This window comes from Stenotrophomonas sp. I18B00994 (genome assembly GCF_014145825.1).
In the GTDB taxonomy this organism is placed as follows: Bacteria; Pseudomonadota; Gammaproteobacteria; order Xanthomonadales; family Xanthomonadaceae; genus Stenotrophomonas; species Stenotrophomonas maltophilia.
Map to the genome: position 1 here is coordinate 43,369 of NZ_JACIUW010000020.1, position 23,517 is coordinate 66,885.

A 23,517-nucleotide genomic window follows, 5' to 3' on the forward strand; every position below is an offset into this window, starting at 1 on the left:
GTTTGCCGGCCAGCGGCCGGCACTACCAGAACGGTGCGCGATGGGTGGAGGGTGCTGCCGGCCAGCGGCCGGCACTACCAAATGGTGGGTGAAGGGGTAGTGCCGGACGCTGGCCGGCAGCAACCGCCAGATGCGCCACGCTTGATTTCAATCAGGGCCACGCGAAGAGGAACGCCCGAAGATGTCTGCCATGAGCTTCCACGTTGACGAGAGCGAGGACACTGCGCTGCAGGCTGCATTGCTGCGGCAACCGCGGCACGTGCTGTTTCCGCCGGCTGACCAGTTCAGTACTGGTTTTGGCGAAAGCGGCTGGCGCGCTGCCATGCGCGCCAGCAATGAGCACCTGATCCCACGCGGCTTGACGCTCGGCTTCCAGGTCGGTCGTGGCGGGCGCGGTGTGCCGCCGCAGGCCTATCTGGACACCTTGCTGCTGGCGCTGCGGCTGCAGGCCGACGTGCTGGCCGAGGACCGTGAAGTGGTGGCGATGGTACTGCAGCTGGGGCTGGCCGAGACGTTGCCGCCGCCGCAGCTCGGCCAGCTGCTGGATGCGGTGCCGCAGCACCTGCGCACCGTGGCGCGGCCCCAGGTGGAGGTGCGGCTGGACGCAGGCAGCGCGCTGGCGCCGGCGCAGCTGCGTGCGGTGGGCTGCACCCGTTTGAACGTGATCGATCGCGCCGATGCACCGGGGCCGACCCTGCTGGCACAGGCGCGACAGGTGGGCTTCACCGCGCGCTACTACCAGTTGCGGGTACCCGGCAGCGAGGACGCTGGCTTCATTGAACGGCTGCACGAGGTGCTGGCCGAGGCACCGGAGCGCATCCTGCTGCCGGCGCCGTGTGCGCTGCCAGAATACCCCTCGGCCGTCCATTGGCTGCAGGCCTGGCGCCTGCTGCGCGCTGCGGGTTACGAACCGATTGGTGGCGATCACTATCAGCGCGGCGATCTGCCGAACCCGCACGGTCCGGGCGATGGCCAGCGCCATTGCGATCTTGCCAGCGTGCCACGCCGCGACCGCAGTGATTTCATCGGGCTTGGCCTGTCTGCCTGCAGCCAGATCGGCGAGGTGTTCTACCGGCTGGAGGACGAACTGGGCGAATGGCGTGCGCGGCTGCTGGCGGGTCACATGGGAGTCTCCGCCGGGCTGATCCTGTCCGAGGACGAGCGGTTGGTGGCCGAAGTGGCGCAGAGCATCGCCTGTGACCACGCCCTCGATGCGGCTGCCTTCGAGTGGCGCAACGATGAACCGTTCGAGGAATGTTTCGCCGAACAGCTGCCCGCGTTGTCGCCGCTGCTGGCACGCGGCTGGGCGCAGTGGGATGCGCGCGTGCTGCGCCTGGCCGAAGAAGGGCGCCTGCTGTGGCGTATGATGGCCGCATGCTTCCGGCCGGCGGCCGCCATCGCTTGAGTCTTGCCCCGATGTCTTCAATTCCGCCTTCGCAGGGCCGTCTCGGCCGGGCCACACCCAACCCCGCCGCCGCCGATGATGGCGACGCACTGCACTTCTGCAGCACCTGCGCGTTCTCCGACGCATGCATGTCGCAGGGTTACGACAAGACCGCACTGGGCGACCTGCACGTGCTGGTCGACCATGTCGGTCCGTTCCATGCAGGTGACTACATCTTCCGCGCCGGCGAATCGTTCGATTCGATTGCTGCGGTGCGCGCGGGCATGGTCAAGACCTTCGTCGATGACAGCCAGGGCAACGAGCAGGTGCTGGGCTTCAGCCTGCCGGGCGAAGTGATCGGCCTCAACGCGATCCACGGTTCGCGCTTCCCCTGCAATGCGGTGGCGCTGGACACCGTGCACCTGTGCCGCATCTCGTTCCCCAAGCTCAGCCTGTTGGCGACCCGCATGCCGGGGCTGCAGGCCAAGCTGTTCAGCCTGCTCAGTGCGGAGATCGGCAAGGTCGCGACCCTGGCCGCCAACCACCGTACCGAAGAACGCATGGCCGCGTTCCTGCTGGACATGTCCGAGCGCTACGCGCGGCGCGGTTTCTCCGCCACGCGCTTCAACCTGACGATGGCGCGTACCGAGATCGCCAATTACCTGCGGATGGCGCCGGAAACCGCCAGCCGCGTGCTGCGCCGCCTGAGCGATGATGGGATCATTGCGGTGAAGCAGCGCGAGATCCTGTTGCTGCAGCCCGAGCGCCTGGCAGCGCTGGCGGTGGCCGACGAATCCGATCCGAACTGAACCTGGCCGGGAGCCGACGATGAAGCGAGCTGGACTGTTGTTGCTGGGACTGCTGGCTACGGTGCCGGCCTGGGCGGCCGAGCTGACGGTGTCTGCGGCATCGAGCCTGACCGAGAGCTTCCGCGAGCTGGGCGCGGCGTATGAGAGGGCGCACCCGGGAACCAAGGTCGATTTCAACTTCGCCGCATCCGGCGTGCTGCTGCAGCAGATCAGCCGTGGCGCACCGGTGGATGTGTTCGCGTCGGCCGATGAAACCACGATGGACCAGGCCCAGCAGCAGGACCTGCTGGCGGCCGGTACCCGCGAGGTGTTCGCGGTGAACGCACTATGGGTGGTGGTGCCGCCGCAGGCCAAGGCTGCGCCGCGTACCTTGAAGGACCTGGCCGGTGCCGGTGTGCAGCGCGTTGCGCTGGGCAACCCGGACAGCGTGCCGGTTGGCCGCTATGCCAAGGGCGCGCTGGAAGCGGCGGGCCTGTGGCCGTCGGTGCAGGGCAGGATCATCACGACGCAGAACGTGCGCCAGTCGCTGGATTACGTGGCGCGCGGTGAAGTGGATGCGGGCTTCGTCTATGCCACAGATGCACAGGCGATGCCCGACCGGGTGCGCCGCGCCTTCGCGGTTCCGGTGGCGGGGCGCATTGCCTATCCGCTGGCGGTGACCAAGGCCAGCGCGCAGTCGGCCGAAGCCAGGCGCTTCACCGCCTTCGTGCGTTCGGCGCCGGGCCAGGCGATCCTGGCCAAGCACGGGTTCGGCAAGCCCTGACGCATGGATCTCGACTGGAGCGCACTGGGGTTGTCGCTGAAGGTGGCCGGCTGGGCCACCGCGATCAATCTGGTGCTGGGCGTGGCACTGGGCGCGCTGCTGGCGCGGCGGCGCTTTCCCGGCCGCGAGCTGCTGGATTCGCTGCTGACCCTGCCGATGGTGCTGCCACCGACGGTGCTGGGCTATTACCTGCTGGTGCTGATCGGCCGCAACGGCCCGATCGGCGCGTGGCTGCAGTCGTGGTTCGGCATCAACCTGGTGTTCACCTGGCAGGCCGCGGTGATCGCCGCGGCGGTGGCTTCGCTGCCGCTGGTGTTCAAGCCGGCACGCGCGGCGTTCGAAGAAGTGGACGGGCAGCTGGAGCAGGCCGCGCGCACGCTTGGAGTGTCCGAAGCAGCGGTGTTCTTCCGCGTCACGCTGCCGCTGGCGTGGCGCGGCATTCTTGCCGGCCTGCTGCTGGCCTTCGCACGCGCGATGGGTGAGTTTGGCGCGACATTGATGGTGGCCGGCAGCATTCCGGGACGCACGCAGACGCTGTCGATCGCCATCTACGAGGCGGTGCAGGCCGGCCAGGATGGCAAGGCCAATGCGCTGGTGATCCTGACTTCGGTGGTGTGCATCGTGATCCTGTTGCTGGCAGCGCGGCTGGTGGGCGGGCGTCGCCGGGAGCTGCGCGATGTGGCTTGACCTGCAGGTGCGGCGCCGCCTGCAGGCGGCCGGCCAGGATTTCGTGTTGGACGTATCGCTGCAGTGCACGCAGCGCCAGGTGGTGCTGTTCGGACCTTCAGGCGCCGGCAAGAGCCTGACCCTGAAGGCGGTGGCCGGGCTGCTGCGGCCGGGCCAGGGCCATGTGCGCCTGCAGGGGCAGACCCTGTTCGACGCGGCCACCGCTGTGGATCTGCCGCCGCAGCGCCGCCGGCTGGGCTACGTGTTCCAGGATTACGCGTTGTTCCCGCACCTGAGCGTGCGCCAGAACGTGGCGTTCGGGCTGCAGAAGGGCTGGTTGAATCCGCGGGTCGGCCAGCGTTTCGATGCGGTGGAGCAGTGGCTGCACGCATTCCGCATCGACACGGTGGGCGATCTGCTGCCGTCGCAGGTCTCCGGTGGCCAGCGCCAGCGCACTGCATTGGCGCGCGCCCTGGTGACGCAGCCGCAGGCGCTGCTGCTGGATGAGCCGTTCTCCGCACTGGACCATGACCTGCGCCAGCATCTGCGCCAGGAGCTGGAGACCGTGCTGGACAAGACCGGCATTCCGCTGCTGTTGATCAGCCACGATCCACAGGACGTGGCCATGTTCGGCCAGCAGGTGGCGCGCGTGGTGGACGGCCGCATTGTCGGCAATTGACCCGTGATGGACGCACCGGCGACGGTGGGTCACATCTGATGGTAGTGCCGGCCGCTGGCCGGCAACCAAGGGATACTGGGCAGCCGGCCAGCGGCCGGCTCTACCGTGATGCACGGGCGATGGTTGGCTACATATTCTGGTAATGCCGGCCAGCGGCCGGCTCTACCGGTCCAGGATTCGTGCAGTCCAGTGGTACCGATCAATACAGCTCACAGTGCGTGCGGCCTTCACCGCGCAGCGCGTCCCAGCGCCCCTCGCCACCAATGGCATCGATGGCCTCGCGCACCGCGCCTTCCAGATGGCGCTTGTTGCCGCACAGGTAAAGATGCCCACCGCGGGCCAGGACGTCGCGCACTTCGCTGGCGCGCTGCTGCAGCACGTGCTGCACATAGATCTTTTCAGCGCCATCGCGCGAGAACGCGGTATGCAGGCCGGCCAGCACGCCACGCGCGTGCCAGTCCTGCAGCTGGTCTCGATACAGGTAATCGTGCTGGCGGTGCTTCTCGCCAAACACCAGGTGCACCTCGCGTTCGCAGCCGTTGGCCTGCAGCTCCTGCATCAGGCCCATCAGCGGTGCGATGCCGGTGCCGGTGCCGACCAGCAGCAGCGGCGCCTGGCCGGTATCGGGCAGGTGGAAGCCAGGGTTGGAGCGGCAGTACACACGGGCGTGCTCGCCGCCATGCAGCAGGCTGCCGGTGGCGGTGCCGAAGCGCTCGCGGCCGCGCAGGGGGTAGCGCACTTCGCGCACGCACAGGCTCAGCTGGTCGTCGCACGGGTGTGAGGCGATCGAATAGGCGCGCGGCAGCCGCGGTGAAAGCAGTTCGCGCAGCCGGGCCAGCGGCACGCTGTCCGGCGTGGCGTGGTCCTGCAGCACGTCCAGCAGGTCCAGGCCGTGCAGGTAGGCTTCCAGCTCGCGCTTCTGGCTGACCTTCAACAGGCCCTTCAGTACCTCGCTGCCGCCGAGCTTGGCCAGTTCGCGCAGCACGCCCTTGCTCAGCAGGCGCAGCTCGCGGTCGTGCAGGGCGGCCACGGCGGCGGTGTCGCCGTACCAGGTAGCCAATGCCTGCAGCAAGGCAGGGTCGTTCTCGGGTACCACGTGCAGGGTGTCCCCCGCGCGGTAGGCCATGCCACTGCCGGCAATGTCCAGTTGCAGGTGCCAGGCGGCCGGGTCGCTGCTGTTCAAGCGGCGGCGTTCGAGGATAGGAGCGGCAAACGCATTGTCTTCGCCATAGGCGGTGACCTGCAGGTGCAGGTGCTGGCCAGCGCTGAGGTCGCCATCCAACACCTGGCCGAGCACCGGCTGCCATTGCTGGAAGAACTGCTCGTAGCCCAGGTCGGCGTCCACCCGATGCAGCAGCGGCTGCGCCTGGCGCTCGCTCAGCGCGGCATCCAGCGCCTTGGTGAAGCCGCAGAAGCTCGGGTAGCCGGTATCACCGAGCCCGAACACTGCATAGCGCAGGCCGCTCAGCGTCGGGACCTGGCGCAGCGTTTCGAAGAACTGCTCGCCATTGGCTGGCGGCTCACCGTCACCGAAGGAACTGGAGATCGCCAGCAGCACATCGCCTTGGCCGAGACTGGCTACGTCGATGTCGTTGAACGGGAGCACCTGCGGCCCGTGCGGCTGCAGTTCCGCGCCCAGGCGCTGGGCCAGGGCGCGGGCGTTGCCCGACTCGGACGCGAAACCCACCAGCAGACGGCTGAAGGGCGTACTGGTCGGGAGAGCGTTCACGCGGCCTCGTAGAAGTCGTCGAACTTTTCCTTGCTGAACTCGACCAGGTCGTAGTTCTGCATCAGGTCGTTCACCACGCGGCGGATGCTGATGTAGGAGGTGATGTTGCCGTCTGCGTCGAACAGCGGCTGCACGGTGGTGTCGACCACGTAGAGCACGCCGCCCTTGCCGAGGTTGGGCACGATGCCGGTCCAGGTCTTGCCGGCCTTGATGGTGTCCCACATGTCCTTGTATACGGCCTTGGGCACGTCCGGGTGGCGCACGATGCTGTGCGGCTGGCCGATCAGCTCTTCGCGGGCGAAGCCGGTGAGCGTGCAGAACAGGTCATTGGCGTAGGTGATGTTGCCCTGCAGGTCGGTGGTGGAGATCACCATGACGTTCTGCATGGCGTTCAGCAGCTGGGCGTTGTCGGGGGTGTAGCTCATCGCAGGGTCCTTGTGGATGCCGGCCGCGCCGGCGTGTTCGGGTCCTGCATAGGAATACGCCCGCGCGGCGGCGGGCGGTTTGACATTGGTCAAGCGCGTAGCGCGAAGGCCTGCGACCGGGTGTCGCAGGGTGAGTCTCTTAAAGACCAATCCAGCTCGGCTCAGGCGGCACGTGGGATTGCCAACAGCCGGGCGTGGGCTCGGCCCCATCGCAGGAGACACGGGCAGGAGGCGGGCGCATGTCATGTGTACTGAGCTCATGACGTGTTGTCACAAAGAAATCGCCATGGCTTCACGGTTGATTGATCGCATGCAGGGCTATTGTCGTCCTGAGCCTCTCGCTGACGTCCCCCACGTCCTGCGTCGACTTCCTTCCCACCATCAGCGCCCGTCCGGGCGCCGCTGGCGTCCGTCTGCCTGAAATACCCGAGAGACCCTCCCATGGCCCGCGCTGTCCAGTCCGCTTCATCTGTTGCGACCTCTCCCGGTTCGCTCGTGCCGATCGGCACCCGGCGTGGCCACTCGCAGCCACTGCAGCTGCCGGAGCTGGTACAGCGTGTGTTGTTCGTCGCGACCGAGATGGCCGACTTCATCAAGGCCGGGGGCCTGGGCGACGTGGCCGCAGCCCTGCCGCGTGCGGTACGCGGCGCCTGTGATTCGCGCGTGCTGCTGCCCGGCTACCCGGAGGTACTGCAGCGCCTGCCACAGCTGCAGCGGGTGGGACAGGTCAGCGCGAGGGCGGGCCTGCCTGCGTGCGGGATCGGCATGGCAGTGCAGGCAGACGGCCTTCCGATCTACGTGCTGCTCTCGCCAGAACTGTACGAGCGCGAAGGTTCGCCATACGTCGATGGGCAGGGCCAGGAGTGGAAGGACAACGCGGTTCGCTTCGCCACGCTCTCACACGCGGCGGCGGAGATTGCGGCCGGGCGTGCCGGGCTGGACTGGTCGCCGCAGCTGCTGCACCTGAATGACTGGCCTGTGGCCATGGCCGCAGCCTACGTGCGTTGGGACCGGACCACCGTGCCGACCCTGCTGACCATCCACAACCTGGCTTACCAGGGGCTGTTTCCGTATGCGCTTGCACCTGTGCTGGGCGTGCCGGTCGAACACCTGGATGAACTGCACTTCCATGGGCAGATGTCGTTCCTGCAGGGTGGCATCACCAATGCCACGCGGCTGAACACGGTCAGCCTGCGCTACGCGCAGCAGATCACCGCCCCGGATGACGGCTGCGGGCTGCATGACCTGTTGGCGCGCCGGGCGGCCGGCGGACACCTGAGTGGCATCGTCAACGGCATCGACGCCAGTTGGGATCCACGCCGCGACATCCACCTCAAGGCCCATTTCGGCATCGGCGAATGGACCGGGCGCGCCACCAATGCGCACGCGGTGCGCAGTGCATTCGGCCTGGCGCCCTCGGCCGGCCCGCTGTTCGCGGTGGTCTCCCGCCTGGTGCACCAGAAAGGCCTGGACATCACATGCGACGTGGCGCCGCAGATCGTGGCGGCCGGCGGCCAGCTGGTCATCATCGGTGGCGGCGAGCCGCAGGTGGAAGCGCAGGTGCAGGCGCTGGCCCGGCGCTACCCCGGACGGGTGGGCGCATTCATCGGCTTCGAAGAGGCGCTGGCCCGCCAGATGTTTGCCGGCGCCGACTTCCTGCTGATGCCTTCGCGTTTCGAACCCTGTGGGTTGAGCCAGATGTACGCGCAGCGCTTCGGCTGCCTGCCCATCGCACACGCGACCGGCGGGCTGGTCGATACCGTCGAGGATGGCGTGACCGGATTCCTGTTCCACGGCGCCAATGCCGATGGCCTGCGCCGCTGCGTGGAACGGGCGATGCGCACCTTCCGCCTGCCCGGCCTGCTGCAGGCCATGCGCCGCGCCGCCATGCTGCGGCCGGGTGGCTGGGACGCGGCCGGACGCGCGTATCTGGCCCTGTACCAGCAGACCTGCCAGGTGGCCGCATGAGCCACGACAGCCTGCAGCCGGTCGCCCTCGAGGACGACTCCATGGCAACTGCCGGACGGGAGGAGGGCGTGGTGGCTCCGGTCCTGGACGACCTGGTTCATGCACGGCCGGCCGATGCGTTTGCCTGGCTCGGGCCGCACCAACAGCCCGATGGCCAGCGCCAGCTGCGCGTTCTGGTGCCCCACGCGCGTCGCGTGGAGGTGATTGCGGGCCCGGAGCGGCGCTGGGATCTGCAACCGGGCCCCTTGCCCGGCCTGTTCGAAGGTGCAGCGGGTGAAGCGCCCGTGCCGCTGCTCGCCCTGCATTTCGAGCAGGGTGTGGAGCAGGTGCACGATGCCTATTCCTTCGGTCCGCTGCTGGATGAGGCGCTGCTGCAGCATTTCCATGCCGGTGATGCTGATGCAGCGCGGCAGTTGGGCGCGGTAGCGATGCAGGTACAGGGTATCGACGGCGTGCGCTTCGCGGTGTGGGCCCCCAACGCACGAAGGGTTGCCGTGGTCGGCGATTTCAACGGGTGGGATGGCCGGCGCCATCCGATGCGGCTGCGCCACACCGCTGGCGTGTGGGAGCTGTTCCTGCCTGGCGTGCAGGCCGGTGCCCGTTACAAGTTCCGCATTGTCGGCGCCGACGGCCGGGTGATGCCCGACAAGTTCGATCCGATGGCGCGCTGGGCCGAGCTGCCACCGGCCACCGCCTCGCGGGTGCCTTCGGCCGCGCCGATGCAGTGGCACGATGATGCATGGTTGGCGGCGCGGCGGCAGGCCGGAACCTGCACGCCGCTGTCCATCTATGAAGTGCATGCGGGCTCCTGGCAGCGCAGCGACGATGGTTCGCCGCTGGACTGGGATGTCTTGGCCGACCGGTTGATTCCGTACGTGGCAGGGCTTGGTTTCACCCACATCGAGCTGCTGCCGGTCAGCGAGCATCCCTTTGGCGGTTCCTGGGGCTATCAGCCACTGGGGATCTACGCGCCAACGGCGCGCCATGGCACGCCACAGGCGTTCGCGCGCTTCGTGGACCGCTGCCATCAGGCCGGCATCGGGGTGATCGTGGACTGGGTGAGCGCGCACTTCCCCAACGACGCGCATGGCCTGGCCGGGTTCGATGGGACCGCGCTGTACGAGCATGCCGACCCGCGTGAAGGGGTGCACGCCGACTGGGACACGCTGATCTACAACTATGGCCGCAACGAAGTGGCCGCCTACCTGATCGGCAGTGCATTGGAGTGGGTGGAGCGGTTCCACATCGACGGTCTGCGCGTGGATGCCGTGGCGTCCATGCTGTACCGGGATTACAGCCGTGCCGAGGGCCAGTGGATACCCAACGAGCAGGGCGGGCGCGAGAACCTGCAGGCGGTCGCGTTCCTGCGGCGGATGAACCAGACGCTGCGCGAGCGCTTTCCGGACGTGCTGGTGATCGCCGAGGAATCCACTGCATGGCCGGGGGTGACCGCGCCGGTGGAGCAGGGCGGGCTTGGTTTCACCCACAAATGGAACATGGGCTGGATGCACGACACCCTGCAGTACCTGGGGCGCGATCCGGTTCATCGCCAGCATCACCATAGTGAGATCAGCTTCGGCCTGGTCTACGCCTTCTCCGAACGGTTCGTGCTTCCGCTTTCGCATGACGAGGTGGTGCACGGCAAGGGAGCGCTGCTGGCCAAGATGGCGGGTGAGCCGGTGCAGCGGCTGGCCCAGCTCCGCGCGTACTACGGTTTCATGTGGGCGCACCCGGGCAGCAAACTGCTGTTCATGGGCGGCGAGTTCGGCCAGGGACAGGAGTGGTCGCACGATGCGGCACTGGACTGGGTACAGGCGGCCAGCAACGAGGGCCAGGGCCTGTCGCGCCTGGTGGGCGACCTCAATGCCGTGCTCCGCGCCGAACCTGCGTTGCACCGCGACGAACGCGACGAACGCGGTTTCGACTGGAGCGTGGCCGACGACAGCCGCAACAGCGTCTACGCCTTCATCCGCCGGGATCCGGCCGGTAGCGGCCGCACCCTTCTGGTAGTGAGCAACTTCACTCCGGTACGTCGCGACGGCTACCGGGTCGGCGTGCCGCAACCGGGGTGTTGGACCGAACGGCTCAACACCGACAGCGGTTACTACGGTGGCGGCAACGCGGGAAACCTCGGCGCAGTGCATACCGAGCCGCGGCCGATGCATGGTCACGCGCAGTCGCTGCGGCTGACCCTGCCGCCGCTGTCCACGCTGTATCTGCAGGTTGATGCATGACCGCAGTGGCGCCGCGCCTGGGCGCATGGCCGGTGGCCGGTGAAGGTGTCGAGTTCCGCGTGTGGGCACCGGACGCAGGCACCGTGGCGCTGTGCCTGCAGGGCGTGCTGCGGCCGATGCACCGCGACCCGGACGGCTGCCACTGGCTGCGGACACAGGCGTCGCATGGTGACCGCTACCGGTTCCGCCTGCCGTCCGGCCAGGACGTGCCCGACCCGGCCTCGCGCTGGCAACCGGACGGCGTCAATGGTGACAGCGCGGTGGTGCTTGGCACGGATGGAGCACATCCCACGTGGCAGGGGCATGCCTGGCAGGACCTGGTGATCTATGAAGTGCACATCGAGGCCGGCGGCGGGTTCGCGGCGTTGACCGCGCAGCTGCCGATGCTGGCGGCCTTGGGCATCACCGCCATTGAACTGATGCCGGTCGCGCAGTTTCCCGGTGGCCGCAACTGGGGCTACGACGGCGTGTTCCCGTATGCACCCGCGCTGGCCTATGGCGGTCCGTCCGCGCTGAAGGCCTTTGTCGACGCGGCGCACGATGCAGGGCTCTCGGTGCTGCTGGATGTGGTCTACAACCACTTCGGGCCGCAGGGGAACCGTCTGCGCGACTACGCGTGCGGGTTCTTCCGTGACGATCGCAGCACGCCGTGGGGCGAGGCCATCGACTTCCGCCAGCCCTGGGTGCGGCGCTTCTTCATCGACAATGCGCTGATGTGGCTGCGCGACTATGGCGTCGACGGACTGCGCCTGGATGCTGTGCACGCCATTGACGATGACCGGTTCCTGCAGCAGCTGGCCGATGAGGTACGCGCTGCGGTGCCGCAGGCGCACCTGGTGCTGGAGAACGAACGCAACCAGGCGCGTTGGCTGCGCGGCGCCTATCAGGGGCAGTGGAACGACGACTTCCACAACGCGCTGCATGTGATGCTGACCGGCGAGCAGGAAGGCTATTACGCGGCCTATGCCGGGCGCGCCGAAGCACTCCTGGCGCGCTGCCTGGCCGAGGGATTCGCCTGGCAGGGCGAACCGGACCTGCGCGGCGATCCCCGCGGCGAACCCAGCGCCGACCTGTCGCCCGCGCGTTTTGTGGTATTCGCGCAGAACCATGACCAGGTGGGCAACCGCGCTTTCGGCGAGCGCCTGTCGATGCTGACCGATCCTGCGCCGCTGCGCGCGGCGCTGGCCCTGACCCTGCTGACGCCGATGATCCCGCTGCTGTTCATGGGCGAACCGTGGCAGGCGCAATCGCCCTTCCTGTTCTTCACCGACTATGCGCCGCCGCTGGACGAGGCGGTGCGTGAAGGGCGTCGCCGTGAGTTCTCCGGTTTCAGTGCCTTTGCCGACGCCGCCGCGCGCGCGCGTATTCCGGACCCGAACGATGCGGCGACCCTGCAGGCGTCGTACACGCCGCCCGGCGATGATCCCTGGTCGCAGCACTGGCTGCGCTGCACGGGTGAGTTCCTCGGCCTGCGCAGGCGCTATCTGCAGCCTGGCCTGCTGCAGGCGCGGTCGCTGGGCGCGCGCGTGCTGGGCCAGGGCGCGGTGCAGGCGGGCTGGCAGTTGCCATCGGGCCAGTGGTGGATCGCGATCAACGTGGGTCCGTCGCCGGTGGCCCACGCGATGCCGGCCGGCGAGTGCGTCGTGGGGCCGGATGCGGCCGCGATGCTGCCGGCAGGCGGCGGTGCGCTTGCGCGCTGGATCGCCGCATGAATACGGATGCGGCGGTGCGGGAGGCGGCTCGCCGTGCGGGCCTGCTGGTCCGCTGGACCGACGTGGCCGGAGCAGAGCGCGAGGTTGCGCCCGACGTGCTGCGCGCCGTGCTGTCGGAGTTCGCGTGCGACGGTGCGCCGGTGGTCCACCCGTTGCTCACCGCCTGCTGTGGTCAGCTCCTGGCCATGCCTGAGGCAACGGGCGCGGCGTGCTGGGTGGACGAGCAGGGCACAGCGTTGCCTGCACGTGCGGATGCGCAAGGGCGCTGGCGGGTTCCGGATCAGCCAGGCTATTGGCAGCGGCGCCAGGGCGGGCAGCAACAGGCGGTTGCGGTGGCACCGCAGCGTGCCTGGTGGCCGCAGGGCCTGCTGCGCGGTTGGGGTCTGTCGGCGCAGGTCTACAGCCTGCGCGCGCCCGATGATGCCGGCATCGGTGACAGCGCCGGCTGTGCGCGGTGGCGCGAGCTGCTGCACCGTCACGGCGGCGATGCACTGGCGTTGAGTCCGCTGCACGCCGGCCTGCCACCGGGTCCGGGCTACAGTCCTTACTCGCCCAGCGACCGGCGCTGGCTTGACCCGCTGCAGGTGTCGCTGCCGCAGGTTTTGCCGGAGGCCGCCAGCAGCGTGTTGCGCGAGGACGAAGCACTGGCGATGGCCGTTGAAGCGGCTACCGCAGCACGCCGCATCGACTGGCCGCACTCGTCGGCAGTGAAGTGGCGCTGGCTGCGCCAAGGGCGCCAATGGCTGCGGCAGCAGGCGCCGGCACAGTACGAACAGTTGCAGACGTGGTGCGATGCGCAGGGCGAACCCCTGCTGCGGTATTGCGAGCACGCCGCTGACCGCTTCACTGGAAGCGCCGACGACCATGCGTTTGCGCAGTGGTTGGCGCGGCAAGGCTGGGCGCAGGTGCAGGCGGGACTGCGCAGCGACGGCGCGTCGATCGGACTGATCGCGGATCTGGCAGTGGGTTGTGCACCGCAGGGCGTCGAGGCCCGGACCGGCGGCGACCGTCTGCTGCAGAGCCTCGAGCTGGGCGCGCCGCCGGATGCGTTCAATCCGCTGGGCCAGGCCTGGGGTATCACCAGCTGGTCACCCTCTGCGTTGCAGCGCGAAGGGTTTGAACCGTTCATCCGCGTGTTGCGCGCCGTGATGGCGGGTCGCGGTGGATTGCGCATCGACCACATCCTGGGCCTGCAGCGGCTGTGGGTGCTGCCTCGTGGCGCAGGCGCCGGGCAGGGGGTGTACCTGCGCTATCCGTTCGATGATCTGATCAACCTGCTGGTGCTGGAATCGTGGCGCCATCGCTGCGTGCTGATTGGCGAAGACCTGGGCGTGGTTCCTCCGGGTATCCGCCAGCGACTGGCAGCCCGTGGCGTGCTGGGGCTGGAGGTGCTGCCGTTCGCCCGCAACGGTGAGCGCTTCCTGCCGGCGCCACGGTGGCGCCGCGATGCGGTGGCCATGCCCTCCACCCATGATCTGCCGCCGCTGGCCGGCTGGCTGCGTGGGCGCGACCTGCGCTGGCGTGCACGCCTGGGTGAGCTGACCGAGCTTCCCGCGGCGCTGCACGCGCGTGCCAGCGAGGTACAGGCGCTGTCCGCAGTCGCCCGGGGCGAGGGCGCGACGCTGGAAGCGCGTGCGCTGTCACTGGTGGCGCACGCACCTTCACGGCTGGCGCTGCTCCCGCTGGAAGATGCGCTGGGCAGCCGCGCGCAGGTGAACCTGCCGGGTACCGTCAGTGGTCACCCGAACTGGCGCCGACGCTTGCCGCTTGCGTGGGATCCGGACGCGGCCGATGCGCGCATTGCCCGGTTCAGCGCCACGCGACGCAAGGCGGGACGATGACCCGGTTGCGTGCCACCGCACGCCTGCAGCTGCATGCAGGCTTCAACTTCGAGGCCGCTGCGGCGCAGCTGCCGTACTACGCCGCGCTGGGCCTCAGCCACCTTTACCTGTCGCCTATCAGCGCTGCGATGCCAGGGTCCATGCATGGCTACGATGGCCTCGACCCGGCCCGCATCAATCCGGAACTAGGCGGCGAAGAAGCCTTCCAGCGGCTGGCGACAGCGGCGCGTGCGCATGGCATGGGCCTGATCCTGGACATCGTACCCAACCATCTTGCGGCATCCCCGCAGACGCCCTGGTGGAACGATGTGCTGCTGCACGGGTGCAGAAGTCCCCATGCAGGATGGTTCGACATTGACTGGGAGGCGCCGGGCTGCGAGGGCCGGCTCTGGCTGCCAGTGCTGGACCGGCCACTGCACGACGCCGTGCGCGATGGCGTGTTGCGCGTAGCAGTGGACGATGAGCGGCCGACGCTGCGTCATCACGGGCTGGCATTGCCGTTGTCTCCGCGCAGCCATCCGCTGGCACCCGCGCAGTGGCCGGCATGGGCGGAACGCTGCAACCGCAGCGTCGAACGGTTGCACACGCTGCTGCAGCGGCAGCACTACCGGCTGGCTTGGTGGCGCACGGCGGGCGATCAGGTGAACTACCGGCGCTTCTTCGACATCAACGAACTGGCCGCACTGCGGGTGGAGCGCGACGATGTGTTCGCGGCGGTGCATGCGCTGCCGTTGCGGCTGGTGCGTGAGGGGTGGGTTGACGGCCTGCGCATTGACCATGTGGATGGCCTGTCGTCACCCGGGCCGTACCTGCAACACCTGCGTGCGTCGCTCGACGCGGCCTGCGCGGCAGGCGGTCGCGACCCACAGGCAGTGAGCGTGCATGTGGAGAAGATACTGGCGGAGGACGAACAGCTGCCCGATGGCTGGGCCTGCGACGGCACGACGGGCTATGACTTCATGGACCAGGTTGGCGCCTGGCTGCATGATCCGGCTGCTGCACCCGCGCTCTCCCGCACCTGGCAAGCAGCGAGTGGCGACGCGCGCAGCTTTGACGACTTGCAGCAGGATGCCCGCAGCATGCTGCTGCGCACGTCGCTTCACACCGACTTCCAGCGACTGCTGCGCAGCGCGCAGCGGGTGCTGCAGCCCCGGCTGGCCGAAGCCGATATCGGAGCCGCTGCGCTTGCCCGTGCATTGGCCACGCTGCTGCGGCACTACCGTACCTACCGCCCCTATTCGCTGCAGGATGCGGGTGAACGGAAGGCCCTGGTGGACGCTGCCGTGGCAGCACGCGAGGCACTGGACGGTACGGCACACGCGGCACTGGATCTGCTGCTGCGGGCACTTCCCGGCGAGGCGGACGTCGAGCGCGCGCTGCGGGTGAGATTCGGGCAATTGGCCGCGCCGTTGAATGCCAAGTCGGTGGAGGACACAGCCTTCTATCGTTACTTCAGGCTGCTGTCGCGCAACGAAGTCGGAAGTGATCCGCAGCGGCTGGGCATGGAGGGACGCGAGCTGCTGGAACACGCAATGGGACGCCTGCAGCGCCATCCGCGGGCATTGCTTGCGCTGGCGACCCACGATCACAAGCGCGGGGCCGACAGCCGGGCGCGGCTGGCGGTTCTCAGCACCTGCACGGTCGAGTGGCGGGAGGCTGTGCGGCGCTGGAGCCGGATGTCGACCCGCGCGGGCGCGCCGATGCCGTTGCCGGGTGCCGAGGCCTATGCGCTGTGGCAGGCGCTCGTGGCCGCGTGGCCGATGCACGGTAACCCGGGCGCCGACTTCGCATCGAGGATGGTGCAATGGCTGACCAAGGCGTTGCGCGAGGGCAAACGGGTCAGCAGCTGGTCCGATCCCAACGTGGCGGTGGAGGAGGCCGCCGCGCAGTGGCTGCACGCGCTGCTGCATGGAGCGCCATTGCAGCCGGTGCGGGAGGCGCTGGCGACGTTCGTGGCGCGCATTGCGCCGGCCGGCGCCTGCAACGGCCTGGCGCAGCTGTGCCTGCAGCACTGCCTGCCCGGCGTGCCCGACCTCTACCAGGGCGGAGAAGGCTGGGACCTGAGCCTGGTGGACCCGGACAACCGGCGTGCCGTGGACTATCCAGTGCGGCAGGCGTGGCTGCGCGATACGCGCGGTTGGCCCGCCCTGCTGGAGGACTGGCGGGACGGTGGCATCAAGGCATTTCTGCTCAGGCGCTTGCTGGAGTGCCGCCGCAGGCACCCGCAGCTGTTCCTGCACGGCCAACTGCAGGCGCTGTCCGTACCGGCGCGCTCGCCCTGGCTGGCATTCGCGCGCAGGCATCAGGCGCAGGTGCTGCTGGTGATCGTGCGGCGTGGTTCGCCCACCGCCGTGCCCGGGCCCGGCCTGCACGCAGCACACGACGTCGGCACTGGCGTGATGCTGCACGGGCTGCCGACAGGCCGCATGCGCAACCTGCTGGACGGGCGCATCGAACATTTCAAGGCAACCGAGGACGCGGCACGGCTTCTGGCTGGCAGCCCGTTGGCGGTATGGATCAACGAGGAGACGGACAGGAATGGACAGCAGGGAACGACGGCAGCGGATTGAGGCATTGGCCCATCAGATATGGGAAGCGGAAGGGCGCCCGGACGACCAGCAGCAGCGGCATTGGCACATGGCCGAGCGCCTGGTGGAAGCCGAGATTGCCGCTGCGCGCGACGAGGAGGGAACCGATGGCCAGCCGTAAGTGGACGCAGACCTCGCGGGTGCGCGAAGGCCGGCCGTTCCCGCTGGGAGCGACCTGGGACGGCTTGGGTGTGAACTTCGCGCTGTACTCTCGGCACGCCACCCGGGTGGAACTCTGCCTGTTCGACGCGCGCAACCGTGAAGTCGAGCGTATCGCGCTGCCCGAGTACACCAACGAGATCTGGCACGGCTACCTGCCGGACGTGCGGCCCGGGCAACGTTACGGCTACCGGGTGCACGGCCCGTATGCCCCGGAAGAGGGCCATCGTTTCAATCCCAACAAGCTGCTGCTGGACCCCTACGCCAAGCAGATCGTCGGCGAACTGAAGTGGGCCCCACACCTGTTCGGCTACACCCTGGGTCACCGCGATGGCGATCTCAGTTTCGACCGCCGCGACAGCGCCGGTTACATGCCACGCTGTGCCGTGATCGATCCGGCTTTCAGCTGGGGCGTCGAGCGTGCACCTGCCACGCCCTGGGACCGGACCGTGATCTACGAAGCCCACGTGCGCGGACTGACCATGCAGCATCCCGACGTCCCGCAGGCCGAGCGCGGTACTTTCTCCGCGTTGCGGCACGATGCGGTGGTCGACCACCTCAGCCATCTGGGGGTGACCGCCATCGAGCTGCTGCCGGTGCATGCCTACGTGGATGACCAGCAGCTGCTCGAGCGCGGGCTGCGCAACTACTGGGGATACAACACCGTCGGCTTCTTCGCGCCGCAGGCACGCTATCTGTCGCTGGGCACCGTGGCCGAGTTCAAGCAGATGGTCGCGCGCCTGCACAACGCGGGCATCGAGGTCATCCTGGACGTGGTCTACAACCACACGGCCGAAGGCAACGAGCTGGGCCCTACGCTGTCGTTCAAGGGCATCGACAACGCCAGCTACTACCGTTTGGCCGATGATCGCCGCTATTACATCAACGATACGGGTACCGGCAATACGTTCGACCTGACCAATGCCGGTGCGCTGCGCATGGTCATGGACTCCCTGCGCTACTGGGTGACCGAGATGCGGGTGGATGGGTTCCGCTTCGACCTGGCAACCATCCTCGGCCGCGAACGGCATGGCTTTGACGCCTCGGGCAGCTTCCTCGATGCGGTACGCCAGGACCCGATCCTGAGCCAGGTGAAACTGATTGCCGAGCCATGGGACATCGGCCCGGGCGGCTACCAGCTGGGCCAGTTTCCGCCGGGCTGGGCCGAGTGGAACGACCGCTTCCGCGACACGGTGCGCGCGCTGTGGCGTGGCGATGGCGGGCAGCTGGCGGAGTTTGCCACGCGCTTCACCGGCTCGGCCGACCTGTTCGAACACCACGGCAGGCGACCGTCGGCCAGCATCAATCTGGTGACGGCGCATGATGGATTCACCCTGCACGATCTGGTCAGCTACAACGATCGCCACAACGAGGCCAACGGCGAGGACAACCGTGACGGCCACTCACACAACCTTTCCAGCAACCACGGCGTGGAGGGAGACACCGATGATGCGGCGATCCTTTCGTTGCGTGCGCGGCAGATGCGCAACCTGCTGGCCACGCTGCTGCTGGCGCAGGGGACGCCGATGCTGCTGGCAGGCGATGAGTTCGGCCATTCGCAGCAGGGCAACAACAACGCCTACTGCCAGGACAATCCACTGAGCTGGATCGACTGGGAGCGCGCAGCATTGCCGGCTGCACAGGCGCAGGTGGCGTTCGTGCGGCGGGCGCTGTCGCTGCGCCGGCGCTATGGCCTGCTGCGCCGGAACCGGTTCCTGCGCGGCGAGTACGATGAGGCACTGGGCCTGCGCGATATCGACTGGCGGCATCCCGATGGTCGCGGCATGGAGGAAGCGGACTGGCATGACGCAGGGCTGCGTGCGCTGCTGATCGTGCTGGACGGTCGCAGCCCGGACAGTGGCCTGCGCGAGCCCGGGCGGCATGTCAGCCTGGCCCTGCTGTTGAACGCCGGGGAGCAGCCGCAGCGGTTCTGTGTGTCAGACGACGCCCTGTCGTTCCGGCGCGTACTCCTGCAGACCGACGAAACGCCGTTGGAGCCGGATGAGGAAGGCGCCTGGACGCTGCCGCCGCGCAGCCTGTGCCTGCTGGCGGCAAGCAGCAGCGCGTGATTGCTCTGCTGCGCCACTACGGTGCGCCGGGCATTGCCCGGCGTACCGGTAGCTACCCCATCAGATAGCGCAACACACCCGCCGAGACCACGCCGATCAGCACGGTCGGCAGCATCGACAGCCGCGTGGCGGCCAGCAGGGTGATGGCCAGTGCGGCCAGGTCGGCTGGCTTGTCGGCCACGAAGTCCGGGGCGATCACCGAGATCAGCACGCAGCCCGGCGCGGCTTCCATCACCGTCACTGCGCGTTTGCTCAGTGTGCGGTTGCGCAGCGCGAGGAAGCCGACGATGCGGGTCAGGTAGGTGGCGGCGGCCATCAGCACGATGGCCAGTACCGAGGTCCAGTGGATCAGGCCATCGAAGATCATGCTGCGTCCTCCGCCAGCAGCCAGGCCGCGGCCAGGCCGGCCAGTGCGCCGCTGGCCACGTACCACGCACCTGGCACCAGCAGGTAGGTAGCAGCGGCTACAGCCAGGCTGACCAGCCACGGCCGCGCGGCCTTCATGCCCTGCCACATGCCACGCAGCAGCACCAGGAACACGGCGGCGAAGGCCATGTCGAAACCATAGGCGTGGATGTCGCCCAGCATCGGGCCAACGATCGCGCCCAGCGCGGTGCAGGCCACCCAGACCGTGTACAGGCCTGCCGATACGCCCAGGTAGTAGGCCAGGCTGAAGCCAAGCGCGCGTCGGCGCGCATCGGCCACGCCCATCGCCCAGCTTTCGTCGCACATGAAGAACAGCGCCGGCAGCACCCAGCGGCGCGGCAGGTGCTGCAGCAGCGGGGCCAAGCTGGCGCCCATCAGCAGGTGACGGCTGTTGACCAGCGCGGTGATGGCCACGATCAGTGCAATGTGCGGTGGCGAGGTCCACAGTTCGACGGCGGCGAACTCCGAGCCGCCAGCGAAGTTGAGGCCGGTCATCAGCGGCACTTCCAGTGCGCTCAGGCCTTTCTGGGCTGCCTGCGCGCCGAGCACCAAGGCGAAGGGAATGAAGCCGATCATCACCGGCACGGCGGCGCGCAGGCCGCGCAGGAATTCGGCACGCGGTGCGGTATCGCAGGTGTCAGGCAGGGGGAGGGTGGTACGGGCGTCCATCGAACGGCACAACAAGGTGGGGGTGGCCCATGCTAGCGGTCCAATCGCGAAATCGGGTTGCGTTGATACCACTTGATTCTGGATGATTGATATTTCATGCGGTCAGAAGTGGAAGAGGTGAAATTCCATGCAGTACCAGCTGGACAACCTCGATCGGCGCATCCTCGACGCCCTGCAGCGCGACGGCCGCCTGCAGAACCTGGAGCTGGCACGCCTGGTCGGGCTGTCGCCGTCGGCCTGCCTGCGCCGGGTGCGTCTGCTGGAGGAGGGCGGCTACATCGACCGCTATGTGGCCTTGTTGAACGAGGCCAAGGTGGGCCGTGGCTTCACGGTGTTCGTGCGGGTGTGGCTGCGCGGGCAGGACGAGGACACCACCAATCATTTCATCAACAGCATCAAGTCGTTCCCGGAAGTGCTTGAATGCCATCTGATGGCCGGTGACTGCGATTTCCTGTTGCGGGTGGCGGTGGCCGACCTGGATGCCTACCGGCAGTTCCAGATGCAGCACCTGAACCGGATTGCCGGGGTGCAGAACACCAAGACCGAGATTCCGATGCAGCGGATCAAGCAGACGACCCAGCTGCCGCTTTGAGGGATGGGGTTTGCGGCCGGGTTGCACCCGGCACCCGCGGGTAGTGCCGGCCGCTGGCCGGCAACCTCAGAAGCAACAGCCGAAGCAACAGCGTGCATTCCGTGGGACGGCGGGGTGGGTCCGGTTGCAGGGGACGCCGTAAACCCGTCCATGGGGGCTTGGCCGCGGCATCCATGCCGCGGACACCCCTGCACCCGGACCCACCCCGCCTTCGACAGATTTCCACGATCTGGTGGAACGGCATGAGCTGCTCTTGGTGGGTGTCGACCTTGGTCGACACGTCTGGGTCGGCACGGGGTCGGGTCCCGTTGCTGCGCAACGGGCTCTGACTCCGTGCGTAGATAGCGCGGTCTGTTCGATTCATTGATTCCTGATGGGCGACTGGGTTCACGTCGGCTGTAGGCAGCGGTCATCGCAATGACATGTGGCCTCGGTACGGTTTGAGCCCGCTTGCGGGTCGCGCGCGGGCCGGGGTTCCGGTGGTGGCGCGCGTCCACTGCAGCTGCTGTCGCTGCCGAGGGTCATGTGTTCTACGTCAGGGGGCTGAATGGACACCATGCGGTCAGAACTTGGAAGGTGGCCATCGCCGCTTGGCTGCTGCTGTCCTTTGCCGCTGCCGCGCAGGACGCTGTTCATGCCTACGACATCCCCACGCAGCCGCTGGAACAGGCGGTCGAGCGCTTCAGCGTCATCAGTGGGTGGTCAGTGATGTACCCGGGTGACCTGGCCGCGGGCCGCAGCAGCCATGCGCTGCGCGGCAGCCTGGCGCCGTTGCCTGCCTTGCAGGTGCTGTTGCAGGACTCCGGTATCGAGGCCGAGGTGATCGGCGAGCAGCGCGTGGTGCTGCGCCGGGGCGCGCCCTCGGCAGCCGAACCCGGTGTTGGCGCCGAACTTCCCGAGGCCGAGCGTCGGCGTCGCTACGGCGGCCTGCAGCAGCGGCTGCGTGCGGCGTTCTGTGACGACCCGGAGATCGCGCCCGGCCGCTATGCCGCGACGCTGCGCTTCCGCATCGACGGCGCGGGCCAGGTGAGCGAGCCCGAGCTGCTGTCAGGCAGTGGCAGCGCCCGCCGCGATGCGCGCCTGCTGCAGGCACTGCAGGGCCTGGTGCTGGCGCCCGATGCCGCTGCGCTGCCGCAGCCGGTGACGCTGCAGATCCGTCCTTCCGGCACCGACCACGACTGTGGCCGGCGCGCGCCCCTTCCATGACTTCAAGGATTCGAACATGAGCAACGGTACGGCTGGGGCAGTTGACCTGATGGACCACCTTCTGGGTGCCTACGATGAGCTGAAGCGCCGGCTGGTGCGCAAGCTGGGCTCGGAGGAGCTGGCCGGCGACGCGCTGCAGGACACGTGGATGCGCCTGAGCGCGCGGCGTGACCGCCTGGATGCCGTGCAGAACCCCGCGGCCTACCTGCTGCGCATGGCGATGAATACCGTGATCGACCGCCAACGTGCTGACCACCGCCTGCTGAGCCTGGAGGAGGTGGATACGCTGATGGACATGGCCGACCCTGCACCCGGCCCGGCGCAGGCGGCCGAACTGGACTTCGCGCTGGAAGACATGGTCGGCCTGCTGCAGCGCATGCCCGAGCGCCGTCGCCGCATCCTGCTGGCGATCCGCGTCGATGGCCTGCAGCAGCGTGACGTGGCCGATCGCCTCGGTGTGTCGCTGCGGCTGGTGCAGCGTGAGCTGAAGGCGGCCCAGGACTACCTGGCCGAGCGCAGCGGGCAGGGGCGCCAGGTGCGGTTCTGAACGGCGGCATCCGTCTACACTTTGACGCCGAGCAGAACCCCGCAGCGTGCGGGTCCGGCATGAGCCCCCATGGATCCTGACGATCGCCCGCAACGCCCGCTGGATGCCGTCGAGCGTCAGGCGCACGCGTGGGTGGTGCGGCTGACCTCGGGCGAGGCGACCGCCGCCGACGGGCGCAGGTTCCGTGCGTGGTGCGAGTCGGATCCGCGTCATCGTGAGGCGTTCGGCCGTGCGCGCCGGCAATGGGAGCAGGTACGCCTGGCCGGCGAGCAGCTGCCCGCCGCCGCGCGCCAACCGGTGGCGCCGACGCCGGCCCAGCGCTGGAGCCGGCGCGCCTTCCTGGGCGCGGCGATTGCCGCCCCGGCCAGCCTGGTGGTGGTGGCGGCAATCCGCCCGCCGCTGGGGCTGTGGCCTTCGGTGACGGCGATGACGGCTGATTTCCACACCGGCACCGGTGAACGTCTGCAGATCGCACCCTTGCCACAGCTGAAGATCGAACTGGATACGCAGAGCAGCCTGCGCCGCCGCGCCGACGCGCAGGGCGAAGGCTTCGAGCTGGTGCAGGGCCAGGCCGCGATCGAGACCCTGGCCGGCCTGCGCCTGGCGTTGTTCGCGGGCCCGGGTTGCGTGATTGCCGATGAAGGCGCAGTGCGCCTGGATGTGCGCAACACCCACGGCCAGGTACGGGTGACCTGCCTGCAGGGCAGCGCCCGCATCGAGCATCCGCAGGGCCGGCTGCAGCTGCAGGCGGGTCAGCAGACCCAGTACGACGAGCGCCTCAGTGGCGTGGTGGCCGAAGCCGTGGCTTCTGAAGTGAGCGCCTGGACCGAAGGCATGCTGGTGTTCCGCCGCGCACCGCTGCGCGAGGTGGTGGACGAGATCAACCGTTATCGTCGTGGCAAGGTTCTGTTGGGTGAATCGGCGTTGGCGCGCGCGCCGGTCAGCGGTCGCTTCCGTATTGATGATCCAGACGCGGCACTGGAGCAGCTGCGACTGACGATGTCGCTGGATCTGCGTCGCTTTCCGGGTGGCATTGCCGTCCTTGGATAGA

General features: G+C 68.3%; 20 protein-coding genes. 16 read left to right on the forward strand and 4 right to left on the reverse strand.

From position 1 onward, the window contains the following. Window positions 1-190: 190 nt before the first annotated feature. Genes H4O10_RS18020 through H4O10_RS18040 form a run of 5 tightly spaced genes read left to right on the forward strand, consistent with a single transcriptional unit; the run spans window position 191 to window position 4,301 of the window. Window positions 191-1,405, forward strand: a complete 1,215-nt coding sequence (locus H4O10_RS18020; protein WP_044570336.1) for a coproporphyrinogen III oxidase — start codon at window positions 191-193, stop codon at window positions 1,403-1,405. Between the two features lie 11 nt (window positions 1,406-1,416). Further along, window positions 1,417-2,193: a helix-turn-helix domain-containing protein gene (locus H4O10_RS18025; RefSeq protein ID WP_010485317.1), complete on the forward strand. Its 777-nt coding sequence runs from the start codon at window positions 1,417-1,419 to the stop codon at window positions 2,191-2,193. A 19-nt stretch (window positions 2,194-2,212) separates the two neighbouring features. Then, entirely contained in the window at window positions 2,213-2,956 is a 744-nt protein-coding gene (modA, locus tag H4O10_RS18030) for a molybdate ABC transporter substrate-binding protein (protein WP_012480464.1), read from the forward strand. A gap of 3 nt (window positions 2,957-2,959) precedes the next feature. Further along, window positions 2,960-3,643 carry a molybdate ABC transporter permease subunit gene (gene modB / locus H4O10_RS18035; RefSeq protein ID WP_005409908.1) on the forward strand — a complete coding sequence of 228 codons (684 nt, stop codon included), beginning with the start codon at window positions 2,960-2,962 and terminating at the stop codon, window positions 3,641-3,643. Then, complete coding sequence (locus tag H4O10_RS18040; protein ID WP_012480463.1) at window positions 3,633-4,301, forward strand: ATP-binding cassette domain-containing protein; 669 nt, start codon at window positions 3,633-3,635, stop codon at window positions 4,299-4,301. Before modB ends, H4O10_RS18040 begins: the two co-directional genes overlap by 11 nt. Window positions 4,302-4,500: 199 nt before the next feature. On the opposite strand, the gene H4O10_RS18045 is transcribed toward H4O10_RS18040, so the two are convergent. Both H4O10_RS18045 and H4O10_RS18050 read right to left on the reverse strand, forming a co-directional pair. Next, window positions 4,501-6,030 (reverse strand): sulfite reductase flavoprotein subunit alpha, encoded by a 1,530-nt coding sequence (locus tag H4O10_RS18045; protein WP_012480462.1) that lies wholly within the window; start codon window positions 6,028-6,030, stop codon window positions 4,501-4,503. Then, window positions 6,027-6,455, reverse strand: a complete 429-nt coding sequence (locus H4O10_RS18050; RefSeq protein WP_005409905.1) for a PAS sensor domain-containing protein — start codon at window positions 6,453-6,455, stop codon at window positions 6,027-6,029. The genes H4O10_RS18045 and H4O10_RS18050 overlap by 4 nt, the downstream gene beginning before the upstream one ends. A 441-nt stretch (window positions 6,456-6,896) precedes the next feature. On the opposite strand from H4O10_RS18050, the gene glgA reads away from it, so the two are divergent. From glgA to glgX, 7 genes are read left to right on the forward strand one after another with little or no spacing between them, the layout of a single operon-like run. Further along, window positions 6,897-8,423 carry a glycogen synthase GlgA gene (glgA, locus tag H4O10_RS18055; RefSeq protein ID WP_012480461.1) on the forward strand — a complete coding sequence of 509 codons (1,527 nt, stop codon included), beginning with the start codon at window positions 6,897-6,899 and terminating at the stop codon, window positions 8,421-8,423. Continuing rightward, window positions 8,420-10,657, forward strand: a complete 2,238-nt coding sequence (locus tag H4O10_RS18060; RefSeq protein WP_012480460.1) for a 1,4-alpha-glucan branching enzyme — start codon at window positions 8,420-8,422, stop codon at window positions 10,655-10,657. The genes glgA and H4O10_RS18060 overlap by 4 nt, the downstream gene beginning before the upstream one ends. Next, window positions 10,654-12,369 (forward strand): malto-oligosyltrehalose trehalohydrolase, encoded by a 1,716-nt coding sequence (gene treZ, locus H4O10_RS18065; RefSeq protein WP_012480459.1) that lies wholly within the window; start codon window positions 10,654-10,656, stop codon window positions 12,367-12,369. Before H4O10_RS18060 ends, treZ begins: the two co-directional genes overlap by 4 nt. Next, complete coding sequence (locus tag H4O10_RS18070; protein ID WP_012480458.1) at window positions 12,366-14,210, forward strand: 4-alpha-glucanotransferase; 1,845 nt, start codon at window positions 12,366-12,368, stop codon at window positions 14,208-14,210. The genes treZ and H4O10_RS18070 overlap by 4 nt, the downstream gene beginning before the upstream one ends. Continuing rightward, entirely contained in the window at window positions 14,207-16,780 is a 2,574-nt protein-coding gene (gene treY / locus H4O10_RS18075) for a malto-oligosyltrehalose synthase (RefSeq protein ID WP_012480457.1), read from the forward strand. Before H4O10_RS18070 ends, treY begins: the two co-directional genes overlap by 4 nt. Continuing rightward, window positions 16,749-16,919, forward strand: coding sequence for a DUF2934 domain-containing protein (locus H4O10_RS18080; RefSeq protein ID WP_005413658.1), 171 nt, complete (start codon window positions 16,749-16,751; stop codon window positions 16,917-16,919). Before treY ends, H4O10_RS18080 begins: the two co-directional genes overlap by 32 nt. After that, window positions 16,906-19,026, forward strand: coding sequence for a glycogen debranching protein GlgX (gene glgX / locus H4O10_RS18085; RefSeq protein ID WP_012480456.1), 2,121 nt, complete (start codon window positions 16,906-16,908; stop codon window positions 19,024-19,026). The genes H4O10_RS18080 and glgX overlap by 14 nt, the downstream gene beginning before the upstream one ends. 52 nt (window positions 19,027-19,078) lie before the next feature. Here glgX and H4O10_RS18090 read toward each other — a convergent pair whose 3' ends face one another. Next, window positions 19,079-19,393, reverse strand: coding sequence for an AzlD family protein (locus H4O10_RS18090; RefSeq protein ID WP_012480455.1), 315 nt, complete (start codon window positions 19,391-19,393; stop codon window positions 19,079-19,081). Next, a complete protein-coding gene (locus H4O10_RS18095) occupies window positions 19,390-20,121 on the reverse strand; it encodes an AzlC family ABC transporter permease (protein ID WP_012480454.1) in 732 nt (243 codons plus the stop codon). Before H4O10_RS18095 ends, H4O10_RS18090 begins: the two co-directional genes overlap by 4 nt. A 127-nt stretch (window positions 20,122-20,248) precedes the next feature. Here H4O10_RS18095 and H4O10_RS18100 point away from each other — a divergent pair, with 127 nt between their 5' ends. From H4O10_RS18100 to H4O10_RS18115, 4 genes are all read left to right on the forward strand, one after another. Continuing rightward, window positions 20,249-20,713, forward strand: coding sequence for an Lrp/AsnC family transcriptional regulator (locus H4O10_RS18100; protein WP_005413654.1), 465 nt, complete (start codon window positions 20,249-20,251; stop codon window positions 20,711-20,713). A gap of 525 nt (window positions 20,714-21,238) precedes the next feature. Continuing rightward, on the forward strand, window positions 21,239-21,919 hold the full coding sequence (locus H4O10_RS18105) for a TonB C-terminal domain-containing protein (protein WP_012480453.1): 681 nt from the start codon (window positions 21,239-21,241) through the stop codon (window positions 21,917-21,919). Window positions 21,920-21,935: 16 nt separating this feature from the next. Continuing rightward, on the forward strand, window positions 21,936-22,466 hold the full coding sequence (locus tag H4O10_RS18110) for a sigma-70 family RNA polymerase sigma factor (RefSeq protein WP_012480452.1): 531 nt from the start codon (window positions 21,936-21,938) through the stop codon (window positions 22,464-22,466). A 69-nt stretch (window positions 22,467-22,535) separates the two neighbouring features. Then, complete coding sequence (locus tag H4O10_RS18115; protein ID WP_005409893.1) at window positions 22,536-23,516, forward strand: DUF4880 domain-containing protein; 981 nt, start codon at window positions 22,536-22,538, stop codon at window positions 23,514-23,516. The last annotated feature ends 1 nt before the right edge of the window (window position 23,517 follow it).

What these genes read in the sequence shown, in the direction of transcription:
- H4O10_RS18060 (WP_012480460.1), top strand. Translation starts at nt 8,420, where the DNA reads ATGAGCCACGACAGCCTGCAGCCGGTCGCCCTCGAGGACGACTCCATG.
- treZ (WP_012480459.1), top strand. Translation starts at nt 10,654, where the DNA reads ATGACCGCAGTGGCGCCGCGCCTGGGCGCATGGCCGGTGGCCGGTGAA.
- H4O10_RS18115 (WP_005409893.1), top strand. Translation starts at nt 22,536, where the DNA reads ATGGATCCTGACGATCGCCCGCAACGCCCGCTGGATGCCGTCGAGCGT.
- H4O10_RS18095 (WP_012480454.1), bottom strand. Translation starts at nt 20,121, where the DNA reads ATGGACGCCCGTACCACCCTCCCCCTGCCTGACACCTGCGATACCGCA.
- H4O10_RS18020 (WP_044570336.1), top strand. Translation starts at nt 191, where the DNA reads ATGAGCTTCCACGTTGACGAGAGCGAGGACACTGCGCTGCAGGCTGCA.
- modB (WP_005409908.1), top strand. Translation starts at nt 2,960, where the DNA reads ATGGATCTCGACTGGAGCGCACTGGGGTTGTCGCTGAAGGTGGCCGGC.
- modA (WP_012480464.1), top strand. Translation starts at nt 2,213, where the DNA reads ATGAAGCGAGCTGGACTGTTGTTGCTGGGACTGCTGGCTACGGTGCCG.
- glgA (WP_012480461.1), top strand. Translation starts at nt 6,897, where the DNA reads ATGGCCCGCGCTGTCCAGTCCGCTTCATCTGTTGCGACCTCTCCCGGT.
- H4O10_RS18080 (WP_005413658.1), top strand. Translation starts at nt 16,749, where the DNA reads ATGGACAGCAGGGAACGACGGCAGCGGATTGAGGCATTGGCCCATCAG.
- glgX (WP_012480456.1), top strand. Translation starts at nt 16,906, where the DNA reads ATGGCCAGCCGTAAGTGGACGCAGACCTCGCGGGTGCGCGAAGGCCGG.
- H4O10_RS18050 (WP_005409905.1), bottom strand. Translation starts at nt 6,455, where the DNA reads ATGAGCTACACCCCCGACAACGCCCAGCTGCTGAACGCCATGCAGAAC.
- H4O10_RS18025 (WP_010485317.1), top strand. Translation starts at nt 1,417, where the DNA reads ATGTCTTCAATTCCGCCTTCGCAGGGCCGTCTCGGCCGGGCCACACCC.
- H4O10_RS18110 (WP_012480452.1), top strand. Translation starts at nt 21,936, where the DNA reads ATGAGCAACGGTACGGCTGGGGCAGTTGACCTGATGGACCACCTTCTG.
- H4O10_RS18100 (WP_005413654.1), top strand. Translation starts at nt 20,249, where the DNA reads ATGCAGTACCAGCTGGACAACCTCGATCGGCGCATCCTCGACGCCCTG.
- H4O10_RS18090 (WP_012480455.1), bottom strand. Translation starts at nt 19,393, where the DNA reads ATGATCTTCGATGGCCTGATCCACTGGACCTCGGTACTGGCCATCGTG.
- treY (WP_012480457.1), top strand. Translation starts at nt 14,207, where the DNA reads ATGACCCGGTTGCGTGCCACCGCACGCCTGCAGCTGCATGCAGGCTTC.
- H4O10_RS18070 (WP_012480458.1), top strand. Translation starts at nt 12,366, where the DNA reads ATGAATACGGATGCGGCGGTGCGGGAGGCGGCTCGCCGTGCGGGCCTG.
- H4O10_RS18040 (WP_012480463.1), top strand. Translation starts at nt 3,633, where the DNA reads ATGTGGCTTGACCTGCAGGTGCGGCGCCGCCTGCAGGCGGCCGGCCAG.